Below are 17,677 nucleotides of genomic sequence, written 5' to 3' on the forward strand. Positions count from 1 at the left end.
GCGCGCTGCAAACGACTGTGCCTAGTCGTCCCGCGTGCCTAGCGTGAGTATCGGTCGATAGGCCACCGTAAGATCAAGCGGCTTTTATCCTGCCCTCCACGGGCCACGAGCGTCTCGGCCAGGTGAAGATGGCAGCAGAAACGAATAAAATCCTCGCTTCTCTGCAAGTAACCTTGCCAGCCACCGAAGCGCGCATCGTCGCGGAAATAAAAATAATCCGCCAGCTGCTCGGTGAAATCTTCATCATGACCGTTAAACGTGGCCATGTGAGAAATGATCGGATCGTGTTGAGCCCTCAAGATCGGCGGCTCGGCCTGCGGTGAGTCGGGTATAAAACCGCGCGGATCGGGCCAGTTGGCAGGCAATTGACCTTCGGCCATCGCTAGCGGATTGCCAGCTTCATCCAGCTCGACCAGTTCTGCCCATGACGGTTGCAGCGGTTGATCATCAGGCAGCGTCTGTTCCACCGCTTGTCGATCCTCTGTCAACAGCGCCAGGCTACCTTCGCTGTCAACAGCGCTGTCAACAGCGGCAAGATTGCTGCTATCGGATGCGCTGCTGACTCCAGGTGTCTGCGATTTGAGTTGCTCTGTCGCCAGCGCTCGTTGTGATTCCAAATGAACCCAGCGCGGAATCTTCTTTTCCTGTTTGGTCCCCCACGGCAATCCATATCCGGGCAACACCGGGTGGAAGCCGGGGTTGGCCGCATACCAACTGACCTTCATCGTCATCCGTGGTGGATAGTAAGGTTCGTAATCCGTAATCGCGCCGACCATCACCACATCCACGCCCAAGAATTGCGCTAAGGCTTGAAAGTCATCGCCACTGGCCAGCGGACGCCCAAACTGCTGCATGCGGTTTTGCACTGCTCCCAGCGGTAAGACCTCGAAGCCCCGTATCGACTGCAGCTCGTTCATATAGGCTAAGGCGACGCGATTGCCGCTGAGCGTCGGTTGTTCGCTCTGATTGAAGAACGGCAACACCGCTACTGTCTTGATCTGCGGGAACGGATTGACCAGCTGCTGCTTGTGTCGCACATCCGGCACAAGCGCACAGCCCACTAGGCTTGTCGCACAGCAAAATGCCATGAAGCCGCGAAGGCACAGGTTAAGAATTGTATTTTGGGAGGCAGCTATTCCGGCAGCGGGCACTGCGGATTCCTTGTTTTGGCGGTGAACTCGGCTTGACGCAGATTCAAGCCCAGAAAGAACCACAGCCAACTTGCGGCGCTGTTCGCGCCAAGTGCCCCCCATGGCACATTGAGAGGTATCGGCATAATCGGCACAGTCACTTGAGAGCAATTCAATGGAATGCAAAGCGGTAGCTGACTTTGAAACACAGTAGCGATCTTCGCCCCCATGGCTACCTTCGTCAGTAGGTGGAGAATTCTGCTTTCAATGACAAGCCAGCCGCGCTCTGACCAATGTAGCTACCTAAACCGTCCATTAGGTCTTTGACTGCATAAGGCACTAGCTTGTCAGAGCATGCCCGTTTATCCTGAGTACATTAAATAGTCTTAAAGTACCTTCCAGATCTAACGTAATCTCGCGCGACCAATTTACATGCCGATCAAATTGAAATGCAATCATTGCGGGCGGCAGCTGACCGTACCCGATGCAGCGGCCGGTAAGCATGGCAAGTGTCCTAAATGCCAGCAGACGCTCCGCATTCCGACTACCGGGGCCACAGAATCGAAGGTCGCCAAACCCACTCAGGCAACACCAGAAATCTCTAGGCTGCAACTGGATTCTGTGCTGGACCAAATGGGCATAGCCAAGAAAACCGGGCCTGTTTGTCCAGAGTGCCGCAGTGATCTGAAGCCGGGAGTCGTGGTGTGTGTTACCTGCGGATTCAACTTGCAGACCAAGCAGAAGATCAGTGGCTATCAGGCTCAGGCTATCCGCCCGGAATTCGACAATTTGCACTTACAACAGGCCGTTGATAATATGAAGCGCGACGACATGATCTCGTCACGCGTCGACAAGGCTTCGCTGCCTTGGTGGGCCATGGCTTCGTTCTTGATTGGGGCGTTGATCCTGTGCGGTGCTGGAGTGGTCCTGGTGGAAGCGAACTTTGGCGAGATCGAACTAGCACCGGAAGATACTCGCTGGGGCAAGCTTCAGCGGTTGCCGGTGCTGGTTTTGCTCGGTGGAACCGCAGGGATTACCGGTGTGACTCTGGCACTATTTTCCCATCTGAACATCTGTAGCTACGGCTTTCAGCAAAAGGTTAAGCTCGGACTGGCTTGCTTTTTTCTGCCGATCTTGTTTTCCGTACCATACGCTATCAAGCATTGGACTGACAACAAGGCTCCGGTCAAGGGCTTGCTCATCGCCAGCGGATTCATTGCCGCAGGTGTCGCGATGATTCTCTCGGGCGGAGGCTTTGGCAAGTTGGACGGAATCTTGTGAGCGCGCTTCGCCATTGCAGTCTAATTCTCGTTGCGGCGAGCTTGGCCAGCGGTTGCCAATCAAACTCGCGGCAGCCCTGGGACCTCAGTCAAACTCAATACGTTGGCTCGGCGGCCTGCATCACCTGTCATCAGGATCAAGGCCAGGCGCACCGCGACTCGCACCACGCTCTGGCCATGCAGCTTGCCACTCCCGATACTGTCTTGGGCGATTTCAACGACGCCACCGTCCAGCACTACGGAATCGTCAGTCGTCTCTATCGCCACAATGGAAAATACTTGGTCCACACCCAGGGACCAGACGGTCAGATGCAGGATTACGAAGTGCGATTTGTCTTTGGACTAACTCCCCTGCAACAGTATATGGTCGAATTCCCCTCAGCCACCACAGCAAGCTCTGGCTTGCCTGCTACAGGCCAGTCGTCTTTACCCCAAGCTGACGAGTTGCCGCGAATACAGGTGCTGCCGCTGTGCTGGGACACGAAGCAAAATCGCTGGTTTTACTTAAATCCGCCCGATGTCGCTGAGCGACTCGACCCGCGCGATGACCTGCATTGGACCGGTATCGCGCAGCGCTGGAATAACATGTGTGCTGACTGCCACAGCACCAATTTTCAGAAGAACTTCACGCCTGGCAGTTTCGTTTCGCTAGACCAGCACGCCCCGACCACCGTCAACCAGCCGACGCAGACCATGGGGCACTACCGCTCGACCTTCAGCGAGATCAGCGTGGGTTGCGAGTCCTGTCACGGGCCCGGTAGTCTGCATGTCGAACTGGCCGGACGCTGGTTTCCAGGCTGGAATAGCCAACGCGGCTACGGATTAGCCAATCTGAAGCGCTCGGCAGAGGATCAAATTCAAGCCTGCGCCCCGTGCCATAGTCGCCGCACCATCGTGGCTGGTGGCTTTCAAGCTGGCAATAACTTTTACGATCACTACCAAGACAATCTGCTGGTCTGGCCGGTTTATTATCCGGATGGTCAAGTGTTGGACGAGGACTACATTCACGGATCGTTCCTGCAAAGCAAAATGTATCACAAAGGCATTCGCTGTACGGACTGCCACGATCCACACACCGCCCAGTTGAAACACTCGGGCAATGCCGTCTGCACATCCTGTCATCAGCACCCGGCTGCCAAGTACGATTCGCCGGCGCATCATTTCCACGCTCCAGGCAGTGCTGGTGCCCAGTGTGTCAACTGCCACATGCCAACCACGACCTACATGCAAGTTGATGCGCGCCACGATCATTCGCTGCGCATTCCGCGCCCCGACGTTAGCCTGCGAATCAACACTCCCAACGCCTGCGCCGGTTGTCACTTGAAGCCTGAAAACGTCGACCCCGACAAACGTACCCAACTGGCTCTGTATCAGGACTGGCTGCATGCTGCTCGTTTGGGGGACACGCAAGTCGCCGCCGAGATTGAGCGTGCCAATCGCTGGTGCGACCAAGCCTGCCAGCGCTGGTATGGAGAACGGCAACGTGAACCGCACTGGGGCGAAGCGATCGCGGCCGGTCAAAAGCGCGCTCCAGAAGCGCTCGAACCGCTGGAGAAACTGCTGAAGACGCGCGGCGATGCTGCCCCGGCCATTGCCCGAGCGACAGCTTTGCAAGTACTCTCAGAGTTGGACTCGTTGGCGGCTGGGCGCCAGGCGGTCGAAGCAGTCCATGATGCGCATCCGCTGGTTCGCAGCGCTGCTGCCAACGCTCTAACCGGCCATGCTGACGCGGCTCAGGCCGCCAGACTATTGGAGCACGCGTTGGCAGATCCGGTACGAGTGGTGCGCGTTGAAGCCGCGCGAAATCTGCTCGAGTTTCCTGACCGAGTACGCAGTCTGCACAACACCAGCGCCTTCCAGTCGGCACTCAAGGAATTGCGGACCGGGCTATTGGAAAACAGCGACCGTTCCGGAGCACATTTGGCTCTCGGGACAATTGCCGAACAATTGGGGTTGGAGATCGAAGCCATACGCAATTATCAAACAGCCATCGTGGTCGAGCCAGCGACGATAGGTCCCCGCACTAATTTGGCAGCGCTACTTGGGCGTCGATTGGAACAACAGCCTTCGATGCCCGAAGCTCAACGCGCCGAACTGCAGTCCCAAGTGCAGCAGTTGCGCGCCGAAGAATTGCAACTGTTAGCGCGCGACGTGGGTTTGCTCGACCCTCCACCAGCGATGCTTGTGTTTCGCTATGGTCTGGCGCTGTATTTGGATGGGCAATTACAAGCCGCCTCGCAGCAATTGATTCGCGCCGCAGAATTGCAAAGCGATGACGCAATGTTAGCGCTGTCAGCCGCCGAGGCCTTGGAAAAATTGAAGAATTGGCAGCAAGCTGAGCAGTGGGCCAACGAAGCTCTGCGCCGCTGCAACGCGAGTCGCAGTACGCGAGATGAATCGACGCGAACTAGCGCAACCGTTGCTTTGCAGCGCATTGGACAGGGGCGACAGGCTGATCCGTAACCGTTCGCGCGCTTTTGGGGGCGAGCCAAGCGAGGCCGCTGTGAATGAGTTGAAAATGCTGCCGGCAGCTGGAGCACTCGTACGAAAGTCTAGATTCGCTTGGTTGGGCACCAGGCGAGCCGGCCCATGGCGAAAAATAACTCGGGGAAACGGTACCGCTTCTCCATCGTCCACTCCGTGATTCCAGCAGATCGCGATGACAAACTACCCAAATCAGCATTATCAGTTCATTACTGGACGGATCGCAGAATCAGCGGTGCGGTCGATCGTTGCCGAACTGGCCGCCAAGTTTGGCTTCAACTACTCGATCCAAGTACTGCCGATAACTGTCGCTGCGCTCATGACCGGTCGCTGGCTGCTGCGGCACCTGCAACTAGATCCAGCTGCGACGACGCTGGTACTACCTGGCTACCTGGTTACCGACCTGAGCTCCATTCAAGCTGCAGTTGCCATTCCAGTCCAATGTGGTCCGAAAAACATCGTTGATCTGCCGCTGTTTTTTGGCGCAAATGCACCGTCGAGCGATGGGTTGGATGCCTACGATATTGAGATCATCGCGGAGATCAACCACGCCGATCGACTACCGTTGGGAGAACTGCTGACCCTAGCCCAACAATTGGCAGCTGACGGGGCCGACATGATAGATCTCGGTTGTACGCCTGGCCAACCTTGGGCTGAAGTCGGTCTAGCGGTGCAGTTGTTGCGTCAACATGGCCTGCGCGTCTCGATCGACTCGTTTGATGCCGCTGAGGTGTCGGCCGCCTGCGGGGCTGGTGCAGAGTTGGTGCTGTCGGTCAACAGCCACAACTGGCAATTGGCTGCTGACCTGCCCTGCGAAGTCGTGGCCATCCCCGATTCGCCGCAAGACATCGACAGTCTTTTTAGAACAGCGGAGCGTTTGCAGAACGCGGGCGTAAGCTTTCGACTGGACCCGATTCTCGAACCGATCGGACTTGGGTTAGCGGCCAGTCTTGATCGCTATGCCCAGTGCCGGCGGCGCTTTCCGGATACCTCGATAATGATGGGCATTGGCAACTTGACCGAAATGACCGATGTCGACTCAGCCGGCATCAACACCTTGCTGTTGGGATATTGCCAAGAGCTATGCATCGGCAGTGTGCTGACGACGCAGGTCATCAATTGGTCGCGTAGCAGCGTTCGCGAATGTGATTTGGCGCGCCGCTTAGTCCACTACGCCGTCCAGCAGGGCATTCCGGCCAAGAACATCCAGCCTCAACTCGTCACACTCCGCGACCCGCGCGTCCGCCAGTTGTCCGCCACAGCGCTGGCTGAAATGAGTACCGCCATTCGCGATCGCAACATCAGGATTTTTGTTGCCGATGGACAGATTCATGCGCTATCGGCTGGAGTCCACGTTTCCGGCAACGACCCGTTTGATGTCATGCAACAACTAGTCGCCAGCCCCATTGGACGAACGTTGGACCCCGAGCACACCTTCTATCTGGGCTTTGAAATGTGTAAAGCTTCGATTGCCTTAGCCCTCAGCAAGAATTACGAGCAAGACGAGGCCCTGACCTGGGGCCACTTGACCCAACCGGAAAAATTTCATCGCCTGAAACGCAAAGCCTAGTCGTCACTTCAACGTACCAGGTTTTGATGGTCAATGCGCAGATGGCCGATAATACGGTTTGCTCGCTGCATACAGCTCGAGCCTGGACTTCAGGGATTCCACCAGAACTGGGGCACCAGCCTGTTCCGCTTGTGATAGCGCGGTTTGAACTGCATCGACAGCATCGGCAAATCTCCCGACAGCAGCATAGGCTGCGGCCAGCGTATCTAGAAGTCCAATCGCTTGGTCTTGGCTGGACATCTTAGCCGGGTCCTGCAAGATTTCGCGGATATTAGACTCGGCAAGTGCAACCGCTTCCGCACCGGATCTAATTTCCGGTCGAGCGTCGGTGGCTAGTAGCCATGCTAGATTATTAGCCGCCATTACAAGATGCGAATCTAAGCTGACAGCGGTACGATAATGGGCAATGGCCCCCTCTACATCTCCCTGTCCATCCAACAACAGCCCATACTCCAGATGATGTGACGCCGGATTGGAGACCAATGGAATGGCATGGTCTAAATGGTAGCGCGCTTTGGCGAAATTTCGATGATCAATATGATACCTGGCTAAGCGCGAGTGCGCTTCACCCATGCTGGGATTCAATTCAAGAGCTCGCTCGTACAGCGGTAGCGCTTCATCGCGACGCTGGAGGGCATCTAGGACAACGGCTTTGTTGTAATAGGCATCGGCGAAAAGTGGCTGTCGTTGGATGGCGAGGTCATTAGCCATTAACGCCTCGTCGTACCGACCGTCATCCAGCAGTCCGCCTCCGAGGTTCGAGTAGTTGCGAGCGACATCGCGCAGGGTCTGCATGGGCCAGTTACACATGACGGCAACAATTCCCACGACGAGCGCACCCGGCAACCACAGACGAGCCTTTCCTGGTCGCCCGATCACAGGCATCCACTCGGGCAATCTTGCGAGGCCAGCAGAAGCAAACAAAATCGCCACCGGAACCAGCGGATAGCGATACCTAGCGACCACGAAGAATAAGACTGTCGACGCGGCCAACAGCACAAATAAACCGTAAAAAACCCACAACTCCCGCCAATGCTGTCGTGTGACCCACGCTCCCCACACGGCCAAAGGCATGAGGATGCCAAAGTGCCACAGTCGATATAGCCACCGCAATACAAGCGAATACTCGGCATACAAGTCGATGGACTCGGAATCCACCAGTTCAATGGCGTGAATTGTCAGCAGCGACTTCCAGGCCAGCAGCTTCATCCAGTCCAAGGGCTGGCTGAAAATATAGTCCGCCGATCGTCGCAACCAGAAACTGGACACCTCGCCGGGGGATAATGACCTGCCAACTGACTGCTCGGCCAGTCGAATAGCATCCTGTCGCTCATACCGAGGGTCTCCGCGACCTGATTGCAGCGGCTGATAGGTTCCGTTAGCCCCCGCATGATTGCCGATGAAAAAGTTAGGCCCAACTTGAGAAGTTGTCAGTAAGAATTCGCCGCCGACGTAGTAATTGCGCAGGCCGACAGGCAGCAGGACGAGCGCCATGGCTGCTGTAAACAGCCCAGCTCCTGCCCAGCGCTTTGTTCGCGGTTGCTCAGAGAATTGTAGTAGAATCCAAGCCAACATCAGCGGGAATGCAATACGCGCATTCTCTCGGTTCAGCGTTAGGGCTGCCAGCGTGACTCCTGCGGCTGCCAACCATGGCCAGGTTCGTCGATGTTGAGCTTCGACCATCAGCCACAATAAAGTGCTGACCAATAGCAGATCCAAGGCGGCTTTTTGAACTAGGCCGTCAAAAAAGATTGCGGCAGGATAAACTGCCAGCATCAAGCCAGCGAACCAGCCGGCTCGCAGCCCAAACAGCCGATTCGCGCACTGGGCGATTAAGACACAAGAAACAGCCCCGAATACCGCCTGCATCACACGGACAATCGTCAAGCTATGACCCAAAACAGCGTAGACGATGGCCAACAGGTAAGGATATAGCGGTGACTGGTAAAACACCTCTGTCCCCAACCATTGCCCAGCAGCGATTTGTTGAGCCCACGCGTCGTAAGCTCGACCATCAATCAGCAGCGTCGAGAAGGGCAGTGTGCCAGCGAGTTCACCCAGGTAAATCAGCCGCACGGCTAGTGAAGCTACCAGAATGCATAGCAACTGAACGAGCTTTTGCCGGGGCGTTGATTGGAGTGTTGCGAGCAGCGATGGGGGGCGGTCGGCGGGGGCTGCCCGCTGTGATGCGGCGGGGACTCTCAGTTGCGTTCTGTTCCATCGACCCTGACGCGTTGACCGGCTCTTTTTCAAGCGACACCAACAGGAAATAGACAGGGAAGCAAGCACCAAAGCGGATAGCTGGAACGCCGCCACTCGCATCAAGGGTTCGGCCTCAACGGGCCAATCAAGAACTATCCGGAGCCAGGAATGCGAATGGACGAGCAGTTTAACAGATCAGCCACTCAAATGGAGTTGTCAACTTGAATATATTGCACAATCCAATAGGCCAAAAGCCCATTCGTCCCCATCAGCACTTGGTATCGCCAAACGGTGATTGAATGCTTTTCACCCTCTGGCGATCGCGGCTCTCAGATATCCACCGTCTGGTGAGGTTAGTAACGGAACTAAGCTTCATCGCTGGCTCGTAGCGCCGGCGTTACCAGCAGCTGATGGTCGCAGAATTCGTTTGACGAAAAATAGAGCGCCAGTTCGCGAGCAGCGCTCTCAGGGCTGTCGGATGCATGCACGAGATTCATTTGCCGCGAACTAGAAAAGTCGCCACGAATGGTTCCTGGATTGGCCTTCAACCCGTTGGTTGCACCCAGCATATCGCGAATCAGTCGAATGACGTCCAGGCCCTCGATCGCCATCGCCACGATGGGAGCCGAAGTGATGAACGCCTCCAGGCTAGGATAGAACGGTTTGGAAACGTGTTCAGCATAGTGCTGCTTGGCCAGCTCGGGGGTAACTCGCAGCATCTTCAGGGCTACGATATTCAGCCCTTTGGCTTCAAAGCGGGCAATGATTTGCCCCATCAAACGCCGCTCGACGCAGTCTGGCTTGAGCAATACCAAGGATCGTTCCAACATAATTAGCGGTCTCCGGTCATCCAAAGCGTGAAAACGAGTGAGCGACAACCGTGGAGCCGACAACCTCAGGTTCCACGGAGAGGCAGAATTGTGGCTTGATTCGCCGCTGGCGCGAAGTCGGCTCAGGCAAAAACAGCCGAAAATGGCGGTGCTCCATGGTTCAAAACGCTTGTCAAACGCAAGTTTCGAGTCGGATTTGTTCAACTCGAACGATTGGGTGAACCCTGCCTACGCCAGGCGGTCTTTTAGGCGAGCGGCCGATTTTGTAGCTGCCTTTGCCTGACGTTGAGCGAGCTGCCAATATGAATACACCAGTAGCTGCCGGCGCCAGACGGTGGAAAGGCAGCTCGCCCAGTGGACTCAAATCTCATCGAGACTTGAGCAAAACGGGGGGGGCAAGTATCATGCTTGGCTTACCTGATTCCGCCCCGAGTACACCGGTTTTGGCCTCGGCTGTCGGCTGACTATCACCAATGGAAATAACCGTATGCGGCATTTGTTGTCGGCGCTGGTTCATAACGTGCCTGGCGTTCTATCCCATATTTCTGGACTTTTGGCTTCGCGCGGCTACAACATCGACTCGTTGGCCGTCGGTGAAACGGAGAACCCGGGTCTGTCGCGCATGACCTTTGTGGTCGTTGGCGATGACCGTGTTTTGGATCAGGTGCGCAAGCAACTGGAAAAGGTCGTGACGGTTGTATCTGTCGAAGATATTAGCTCCTGCGATTTTGTCGAGCGTGATTTGATGCTCATCAAAGTCCGCTCCGACGGTGGCCAGCGAACGGAAATTCGCGAGTTGGTCGAGATTTTTCGCGGGCGCGTCGTCGATGTTGGCGCCACGGAACTGATGATTGAAATCGCTGGTCGCGAAAGCAAAATCGAAGCCTTTATCGAGCGCATGCGACCCTATGGTATTGTCGAGGTCAGCCGCACCGGTCGCATCGCATTGGTGCGCAGCGGACAGCGTAGCTCCGAACCTGCCGAAGCGATTGCCAACTTGGCCGAATGACAGACCTGCTCGTTTTCACCCGATCGCGGTCACTGCTGCCGCTCACTCAATAACCCCAATTTTCCCGCTGAATTCTGAAAGATTTCCATGGCCGCAAAGATTTACTACGACAACGACGCCGACCTGTCGGTGCTCAAGAACAAGACTATTGCTATCCTGGGTTACGGTTCGCAGGGGCACGCGCAAGCCCAGAACCTTCGCGAAAGTGGCTGCAAGGTTGTGATTGGTCAGCGTCCAGGCAGTAAGAATTATGACCTGGCGGTCAGCCACAACTTCAAGCCCGTCGATGTGGCTGAGGCCGTCAAGCAAGCTGACATCGTCAACATTCTGTTGCCGGACGAGGTGCAAGGCGACATCTATCGCAATCACATTCAACCCAACCTGCAGCCTGGCAACGTGCTGATGTGCTCGCACGGTTTTAATATCCACTTTGGCCAGATCGAACCGCCCGCCGGCATTGACGCGCTGTTGGTCGCCCCCAAGGGGCCAGGCCACTTAGTACGCAGTGAGTTCGTCAAAGGTGGCGGCGTGCCGGGCTTGATCGCTCTTTCCGACGGAGCCAGTGACACCACTTTCAAAATCGGATTGGCCTATGCCAAGGGTATTGGCGCGACTCGCGGAGGTGTGATTCACACAACCTTTGCCGAAGAAACTGAAACCGACTTGTTCGGCGAACAGGTTGTTCTGTGTGGTGGCGCGAGCGCACTGGTCAAGGCGGCCTATGAAACTTTGGTCGAGGCCGGCTATCAACCAGAAATGGCCTACTTTGAGTGTATGCATGAGCTGAAGTTGATCGTCGATCTGTTCTATCAAGGCGGTCTGAACTACATGCGGTATAGCGTCTCGAATACCGCCGAGTACGGCGACTACGTGACCGGCCCGCGGATCATCACCGACGAGACCAAGCAAGTCATGAAGCAAGTGCTGAGGGAAATTCAGGAAGGCAAGTTTGCCCGTGAATGGATTCTAGAAAATCGAGCTGGTGCCCCGGCTTTCAAGTCTCGGCGACGTCTGGAACGTTCGCATCCGATCGAAGAGGTCGGCAAGCGCTTGCGAAGATTGATGAGCTGGATCGACGCCAAAGAAGTTTAATTTAACGGATCGCCTGCGGTGACCAACGGACGTACCCCGCCGATGATTTCTTTGCGCGGGGTGCGCGTCCACAATTTGAAGAATGTGGATGTTGATATTCCCCGCAGTGCGCTGGTGGCCATTTGTGGTCTCTCGGGCTCCGGCAAAACATCGTTGGCGCTCGATACGCTGTACGCCGAAGGACAACGGCGCTACATCGAAAGTTTTTCGACGTATACGCGACAGTTCTTGCAGCGTTTCGACAAACCCGATTACGATCGGATCGACGGGCTAACTCCGGCGTTGGCGGTTACTCGTAGCGGCGCACCGCGCGGCAATCGCAGCACGGTGGGCACCTCTAGCCAATCGCTGGACTATTTGAGACTGCTGTTCTCGAAAGTTGCACAATTGTTTTGCTACGGTTGTGGTCGAAGTGTCCAATCTGCTAGCCCACAGTCGGTAGCCGCCATCGTGCAGCAATTGCCTAGCAGCATCAAGCTAATGTTGGCATGTAGCGTCAGTTGGCAAGACGCAGATCAACGTTCCCAAGTATTGGCCGATCTACAACAGCAAGGCTTTGTGCGACTGATTGCTGGCCAGCAGATTTGGCACTTGAGCGACGATCGTCGAGCCGATCTGGCAAAGGCACTTCCCAAATCGGGCGGCGCCTGGGTTGTCGTTGATCGCTTGCGCGGCGGCATGCTCAGCGATCGGTCCGTGCCCAGTTTAGAAACTGCTTTCGCTCTGGGCGATGGTAGCGTGCGTCTGTGGTGCTCAGGTGACGAGACGCTACTGGAAGAATCGTTGGCAAAATGGATCTCGCCAGCCACACGAGCGGAACTGTCAATCGACAATGTGAGCTGGCTTGGCGTAGATTTTGCGACTCGCCTCATTTGTCCGGCATGTGATATCGACTATCCATCGCCCGAACCGCAGCTCTTCAATTTTAATAGTCCGCTCGGTGCCTGCCCGACGTGTGAAGGCTTTGGCGATACGGTGGACTTGGACATGAGTTTAATCGTTCCCGATCCACGCAAGTCGATCGCCGATGGGGCTATCGCCCCCTGGAATACGCCGTCCTACGCCGGAATGCTGCAGGATCTGTTGCAACATGCCAAGCGATTGAGGATTCCTGTTGATGTGCCGTTTCACCGGCTGACGCCCCAGCAGGTCTCTGTGATTCGCGACGGCAACGAAAAGCTGGGCTATGGTGGCTTGGCCGCATTCTTTGCCTGGCTGGAGCGCAAAAAATACAAGATGCACGTGCGCGTGTTTCTGTCGCGATGGCGCAGCTACCATCGCTGTTCTCAGTGCCAGGGTGCGCGGCTCAAGAAGGAGGCGCTGGCCTATCAAGTCGCTGGACACAACCTGGCACAGCTTTGCAATGCGTCGATCGTGGAACTGACGAAATTGTTCGGTAGTTTAAACGAACAGCTCGACAGCCAGCAGCGGACAATCGCCCGCCAACCGTGGCAGCAGTTATTAGCCAGATTGCAGTACTTGCAGTTGGTTGGGTTGGGTTATCTTTCGTTGGATCGCCCCCTGCGCACGCTCAGTGGTGGCGAAGCCCAACGCGCGGCCCTGACCGCGGCGCTAGGTTCCAGTCTGGTCAATATGCTGTACGTCCTAGATGAACCTTCGGTGGGCTTACATCCACACGACGTCGAGCAATTGGGACAGGCCATTTCTAATCTGACGTGTCGTGGCAATACGGTGGTCATGGTCGAGCACGAGGAAGCGCTGTTGGAGCGCGCTGAGTGGATCATCGAAGTCGGACCGGGAGCCGGTTCAGCAGGAGGTAGAATTGTATACTCCGGTCCACGCAGCGAACTGCTGAAGTCGGATACGTTGACGGGCAGTTATTTGAGCGGCTCGCGCGTGGTGCCCATTCCGGCAGCGCGCCGCCAACCCCGCGGTAGTTTGAAGTTGACCGGTTGCCGCGGGAATAACTTACAGAATCTGGACGTCGAGTTTCCGCTGGGCGTTCTGTGTCTGGTGACCGGCGTAAGCGGTTCGGGCAAGAGTTCGCTGGTGCAAGATACTCTGCATGGAGCGATCTCCAATCGCTTGACGACCGCCCGCCTGCCGACCTTGCCCTACGATAGTCTGTTGGGGCTGAGTCACGTGGATGATTGCATCCTGGTCGATCAAGCCCCTATCAGTCGCTCACCACGCAGCAATCCGGTGACCTATGTTCGCGCCTTGGATGAGATTCGGCGCGTGTTCGCGGAAACCACCGAGGCCAAAATTCGCGGGTTCTCCGCCGGGCATTTTAGTTTTAATGGCCCCTTGGGACGTTGTCCGAAGTGCGAGGGCGACGGGGTGCTGCAGATCGACATGCAGTTTCTGGCCGATGTGTTTCGCACCTGCCCGGATTGCGGCGGTACGCGCTATCGTCACGAAATCTTACAAGTGCGTTATCGCGATCATCATATTGCCGATGTGCTGCAGTTGACCGTTCAGGATGCGCTGCATTTTTTCCGAGGCCAAGAGAAGGTCCGGCACAAGTTGAGTATTCTGGCCAGCGTGGGGCTGGATTATTTGCAACTTGGCCAGCCAGCTACGACGCTCAGTGCAGGTGAGGCCCAGCGTTTGAAACTAGCCAGTTTTTTGGCCACCGCCACCAAACGCAAGACGCTGTTCATTCTGGATGAGCCAACTACAGGACTGCATACGCATGATATCGTTCAGTTGCTCGATTGCTTCGACGCGCTGCTGGAAGCCGACCATTCGTTGATTGTGGTCGAGCACAATTTGCATTTGATGGCGGCAGCCGATTACATCATCGATCTCGGCCCGGGAGCAGCCGAACAAGGTGGACGGATTGTAGCCAGCGGTCCACCAGCCCACATTGCCAACCATCCACAGTCAATTACCGGTCGTTACCTGCGTCAGGCCGCCGATCAGGGGCGTGGATAACCGGTGATCGCCTGTATTTCGCGGTATAACGGCCGCAGTTTACGATACATTTGTAGGTAAATGCGATCATACAGTTGACGATAGAGCTGCACGTTCTCGGTAATCGGTTCGAAGCGCTGGCCAACCCGCACCATCTGGCTCACGGCTGTCGCGTAGTCTGGATAATGTCTCAATCCCACGGCCATGTTGACCGCTGTGCCCAGAAGGCTGGCTTCAAAGGTATGTGGACGTTCGGCTGGTAAAGCACAGATGTCGGCCATGATCTGCATGATGTTGTCACTTTGCGAGCCACCGCCGGCAATTCGCACGACCTGAAAGTTGCAGCCTAATCGGCGCGCGGTCTTTTGTAGGCCCTGCTTGAGCGCATAACCAAGTCCTTCGACGATCGAGCGGTACAAATACGGTCGGGTATGCACATCACCAAACCCCAGCACACAGCCCTTGGCCGCCGGGTCAGGATAGCGCACGCCGGCTCCCCAGTACGGTTGAGTCATCAGGCCCAGGCACCCGGCCGGCACATCGGCTAAAAACTGATCCAGCAGTTTCTCCGGCGATACATTCTGTGTAGCTGCCTGCTGTTGTTCGGCGTGTCCAAACTGGTCGCGGAACCAGGAGATCATCCAAAAGCCCTTGTAGATCATGATTTCGCTGTTGTACATGCCGGCTACTGCGCTCGGGTAGAGCGGTACCAGTCGTTCGACTTCGCGATATCGAGCCGTCACGGCCTGCACGGTGGCTGTCGTTCCCAGGCTCAAGCAGGCGACCTGTTGACTGTTGATGACGCCTGAGCCTAGCACTTCGGCTGCCTTATCAGCGGCTCCGGCCAACAGTGGCAATCCGCTGGGGATGCCCGTTTGTCGCGCCGACAGGTCGGTGATCGTGCCCAGCTGTTGACCTGTGGCAAACAATTGCGGCAGCCGGTCGGTAGGTACGTCGAACAACCGCCGCTTCCAATTGCCTTCCGAATACCAGCGCTGCAGCTTGTAGTCAAACGGCAAATAGCCCACCGTGCTGGCCACGGACTCATGGTATTGGCCACACAACTTGAAATTTAAAAATCCTGATAATGTCAAATACTTGTGCGTGGCGGCAACGACATCAGGCTGGTTTTGCACCAGCCAATTCCATTCAGCGTTCTTGTAGGTGTGCCGCAGCAGTGAATAGATCCCCAGTGGCCTTAGCAATGTTTCGATCGGCGCGGGCAGCAGGCGCTGCATGGCAGCCTTGCGATCATCCAGCCACAGAATGGCTGGCCGCAGCGCCTGGCCTGTGGCATCCACGTTGATCATCGTCGCGCGCTGCGATGTTAGTGAGACAGCGCTCAGTCGCTTGGGCTCCACCACCCGGCGCTGGAGCAATTGATTGCAGGACTGGCACAGCATCGTCCAATAGTAATCCGGGTGCTGCTCGGCCCAGCCGGGCTGCACCGAGAAGTACGGTTCGATTGCCACCTTCTCGATATCCAGTATCTGCCCGCGACCATCGACGATGGCCGCGCGGATTGACTGCGTACCTGCGTCAATTGCCAAATAGTATCCCTCAGTTGTCCAAGCCAAGCATGCCTCCCGGATTCATGATGCCATGGGGATCCAAACTGCGCTTGATCGACTTGAGAATCTCGATCCCACACTCGCCTACCTGAGTCACCATGAGATCGCTGCCCATGCGGCCAACCCCGTGGTGATGCGAAATGCTGCCTCCCTGCTGCACGAAAGTCCTCAGTAGTCCCTGCTGCAGCGTCTGGAACTGCGCCACATCATCGGCGGTGGTCCTCGATTGCATGGGTGCCATGAAGACGACATACAAGTTACAACCGTTTTCGTAGACGTGTGAAATATGGGACATGCTATAGATGGGCTGTCCGCATCGGTCAAAGTATTCATGCACGCCTTTCCAAAGTGGCAACAGGGTCTCCCATGTGACCGCTGTTTCGGCGGTGTCAATCATATACCCGGCATCCATGAACGCATCGCGGAGATAGGATGATTCGTAACGCTGTTGCAGCCAATTCGTCACCGGAGACTGACCAGCCGAGAATCCGCCGTGCCGTTTGGCAATCCTCTTGGCCTGCTGCAGCGCACAGCGTGTAAACGCCATGTTGCCCTCGATGGTCATCATCAACGTACTACGCTGGGGAGGATGGTAACCAAAGCCGCGCAGCAGCCGGTCCTTCCAAGTTCCTTCAAAACCACGATGTTTGAAACCAAATGAAGTCTCGCGACCATCGGAAATGCGAAAGACATGTGGTTTACCGATTTCGCCCTGAATCATGGCGCGCATGGCCTCTGTAGCCGATGCGAAGTCGCGAAAGATGAAGGCTGCCTGTTGTCGATTCTGTGGCCGATGCGGCACCACGCGCCAGGTAACTTCGGTAATCACGCCTAAGACACCTTCGGAGCCAACAAACAGACGATTCAAATCCCAGCCCTGAGCGCAGGCCGGATGTTCCAGCGACTGGAAACTGCCGATGGGGGTCGCTACCTGCAAGGCCACCATCAAATCCACCGCGCGTCCGTAACCCGTGGAACACTGCCCAGCGCCATTGGCCGCTACCCAACCACCGACCGTGGAGTACTCGAATGACTGCGGAAAATGCCCACAAGAATATCCACGCTCGTTCAAATAGGCTTCTAACTCGGGTCCATAGATACCCGCCTGTACGCGTACCGTCTGATTGCGCTCGCGAAAGCGCAGCACTTTGCGCATGCGCTGTCGTAGATTCAGTGCGATGCCCCCCTGACGCGCTTCCAGAGCTTGCGTTACCGACGATCCGCCTCCAACAGGCACAATCGGCAAACAATGCTGGTGGCAATAATCGACAATCTGTTGGACCTGCTCATGCGTTTCGGGGCAGACGACGGCATCGGGCGGGTAGGGTACGCGCCGGTGACGCAGCAGCAATAAATCGCCGTAGTATTTTCCGAGCGCGTGACTAGCTCGCATGAAGTCTTCCTGCTGCACATGTTGTTGACCAACTAGTTCTTGAAAGAAGCGCAGGTGATCAGCCGCTAAGCGACTGACCGGCAGCTGCACTGGCGAGTCGGCGCGAAGGGCATCGCCAATCGTCCGTTGCTGCGTACGCTGCACGCCAAAGTATTGCTCCAAGAACTGCAGCGTATGCTCGTCCAAGGCGCTGTCGCGCTTGTCGCCCCATTTGTATATCTGTCGATAAGTAGACATCG

Annotated in this window: 11 protein-coding genes; 6 read left to right on the forward strand and 5 right to left on the reverse strand. The window is 56.2% G+C overall.

The window, feature by feature from the left end; genetic code table 11:
- Positions 1-38: 38 nt before the first annotated feature.
- The gene (locus KF752_14110; GenBank protein MBX3422684.1) at positions 39-1,088 is read right to left on the reverse strand and encodes a hypothetical protein; all 1,050 of its coding nucleotides are present in this window, start codon (positions 1,086-1,088) and stop codon (positions 39-41) included.
- 474 nt (positions 1,089-1,562) lie between these two features.
- On the opposite strand from KF752_14110, the gene KF752_14115 reads away from it, so the two are divergent.
- From KF752_14115 to KF752_14125, 3 genes are all read left to right on the forward strand, one after another.
- Positions 1,563-2,411, forward strand: a complete 849-nt coding sequence (locus KF752_14115; protein ID MBX3422685.1) for a hypothetical protein — start codon at positions 1,563-1,565, stop codon at positions 2,409-2,411.
- Positions 2,408-4,873, forward strand: coding sequence for a hypothetical protein (locus KF752_14120; GenBank protein MBX3422686.1), 2,466 nt, complete (start codon positions 2,408-2,410; stop codon positions 4,871-4,873). Before KF752_14115 ends, KF752_14120 begins: the two co-directional genes overlap by 4 nt.
- 196 nt (positions 4,874-5,069) lie before the next feature.
- Positions 5,070-6,464, forward strand: a complete 1,395-nt coding sequence (locus tag KF752_14125; GenBank protein ID MBX3422687.1) for a dihydropteroate synthase — start codon at positions 5,070-5,072, stop codon at positions 6,462-6,464.
- A gap of 30 nt (positions 6,465-6,494) precedes the next feature.
- On the opposite strand, the gene KF752_14130 is transcribed toward KF752_14125, so the two are convergent.
- Both KF752_14130 and ndk read right to left on the reverse strand, forming a co-directional pair.
- Positions 6,495-8,540, reverse strand: coding sequence for a tetratricopeptide repeat protein (locus KF752_14130; GenBank protein ID MBX3422688.1), 2,046 nt, complete (start codon positions 8,538-8,540; stop codon positions 6,495-6,497).
- A 491-nt stretch (positions 8,541-9,031) separates the two neighbouring features.
- Complete coding sequence (ndk, locus tag KF752_14135; protein MBX3422689.1) at positions 9,032-9,493, reverse strand: nucleoside-diphosphate kinase; 462 nt, start codon at positions 9,491-9,493, stop codon at positions 9,032-9,034.
- A gap of 490 nt (positions 9,494-9,983) precedes the next feature.
- On the opposite strand from ndk, the gene ilvN reads away from it, so the two are divergent.
- The 3 genes from ilvN (at position 9,984) to uvrA (ending at position 14,495) form a co-directional block, all read left to right on the forward strand.
- Positions 9,984-10,505, forward strand: a complete 522-nt coding sequence (gene ilvN, locus KF752_14140; GenBank protein ID MBX3422690.1) for an acetolactate synthase small subunit — start codon at positions 9,984-9,986, stop codon at positions 10,503-10,505.
- 87 nt (positions 10,506-10,592) lie between these two features.
- Entirely contained in the window at positions 10,593-11,597 is a 1,005-nt protein-coding gene (gene ilvC, locus KF752_14145) for a ketol-acid reductoisomerase (protein ID MBX3422691.1), read from the forward strand.
- A 42-nt stretch (positions 11,598-11,639) separates the two neighbouring features.
- Complete coding sequence (gene uvrA, locus KF752_14150) at positions 11,640-14,495, forward strand: excinuclease ABC subunit UvrA (protein ID MBX3422692.1); 2,856 nt, start codon at positions 11,640-11,642, stop codon at positions 14,493-14,495.
- On the opposite strand, the gene KF752_14155 is transcribed toward uvrA, so the two are convergent.
- Both KF752_14155 and KF752_14160 read right to left on the reverse strand, forming a co-directional pair.
- Complete coding sequence (locus KF752_14155) at positions 14,480-16,051, reverse strand: FGGY-family carbohydrate kinase (GenBank protein ID MBX3422693.1); 1,572 nt, start codon at positions 16,049-16,051, stop codon at positions 14,480-14,482. The genes uvrA and KF752_14155 overlap by 16 nt on opposite strands.
- A complete protein-coding gene (locus KF752_14160) occupies positions 16,035-17,675 on the reverse strand; it encodes an FAD-binding oxidoreductase (protein MBX3422694.1) in 1,641 nt (546 codons plus the stop codon). Before KF752_14160 ends, KF752_14155 begins: the two co-directional genes overlap by 17 nt.
- Between the last annotated feature and the right edge of the window lie 2 nt (positions 17,676-17,677).

The organism is Pirellulaceae bacterium, assembly GCA_019636385.1.
Taxonomy (GTDB): domain Bacteria; phylum Planctomycetota; class Planctomycetia; order Pirellulales; family Pirellulaceae; genus Aureliella.

What these genes read in the sequence shown, in the direction of transcription:
- KF752_14125 (MBX3422687.1), top strand. Translation starts at nt 5,070, where the DNA reads ATGACAAACTACCCAAATCAGCATTATCAGTTCATTACTGGACGGATC.
- KF752_14160 (MBX3422694.1), bottom strand. Translation starts at nt 17,675, where the DNA reads ATGTCTACTTATCGACAGATATACAAATGGGGCGACAAGCGCGACAGC.
- ilvN (MBX3422690.1), top strand. Translation starts at nt 9,984, where the DNA reads ATGCGGCATTTGTTGTCGGCGCTGGTTCATAACGTGCCTGGCGTTCTA.
- ilvC (MBX3422691.1), top strand. Translation starts at nt 10,593, where the DNA reads ATGGCCGCAAAGATTTACTACGACAACGACGCCGACCTGTCGGTGCTC.
- KF752_14115 (MBX3422685.1), top strand. Translation starts at nt 1,563, where the DNA reads ATGCCGATCAAATTGAAATGCAATCATTGCGGGCGGCAGCTGACCGTA.
- KF752_14110 (MBX3422684.1), bottom strand. Translation starts at nt 1,088, where the DNA reads ATGGCATTTTGCTGTGCGACAAGCCTAGTGGGCTGTGCGCTTGTGCCG.
- uvrA (MBX3422692.1), top strand. Translation starts at nt 11,640, where the DNA reads ATGATTTCTTTGCGCGGGGTGCGCGTCCACAATTTGAAGAATGTGGAT.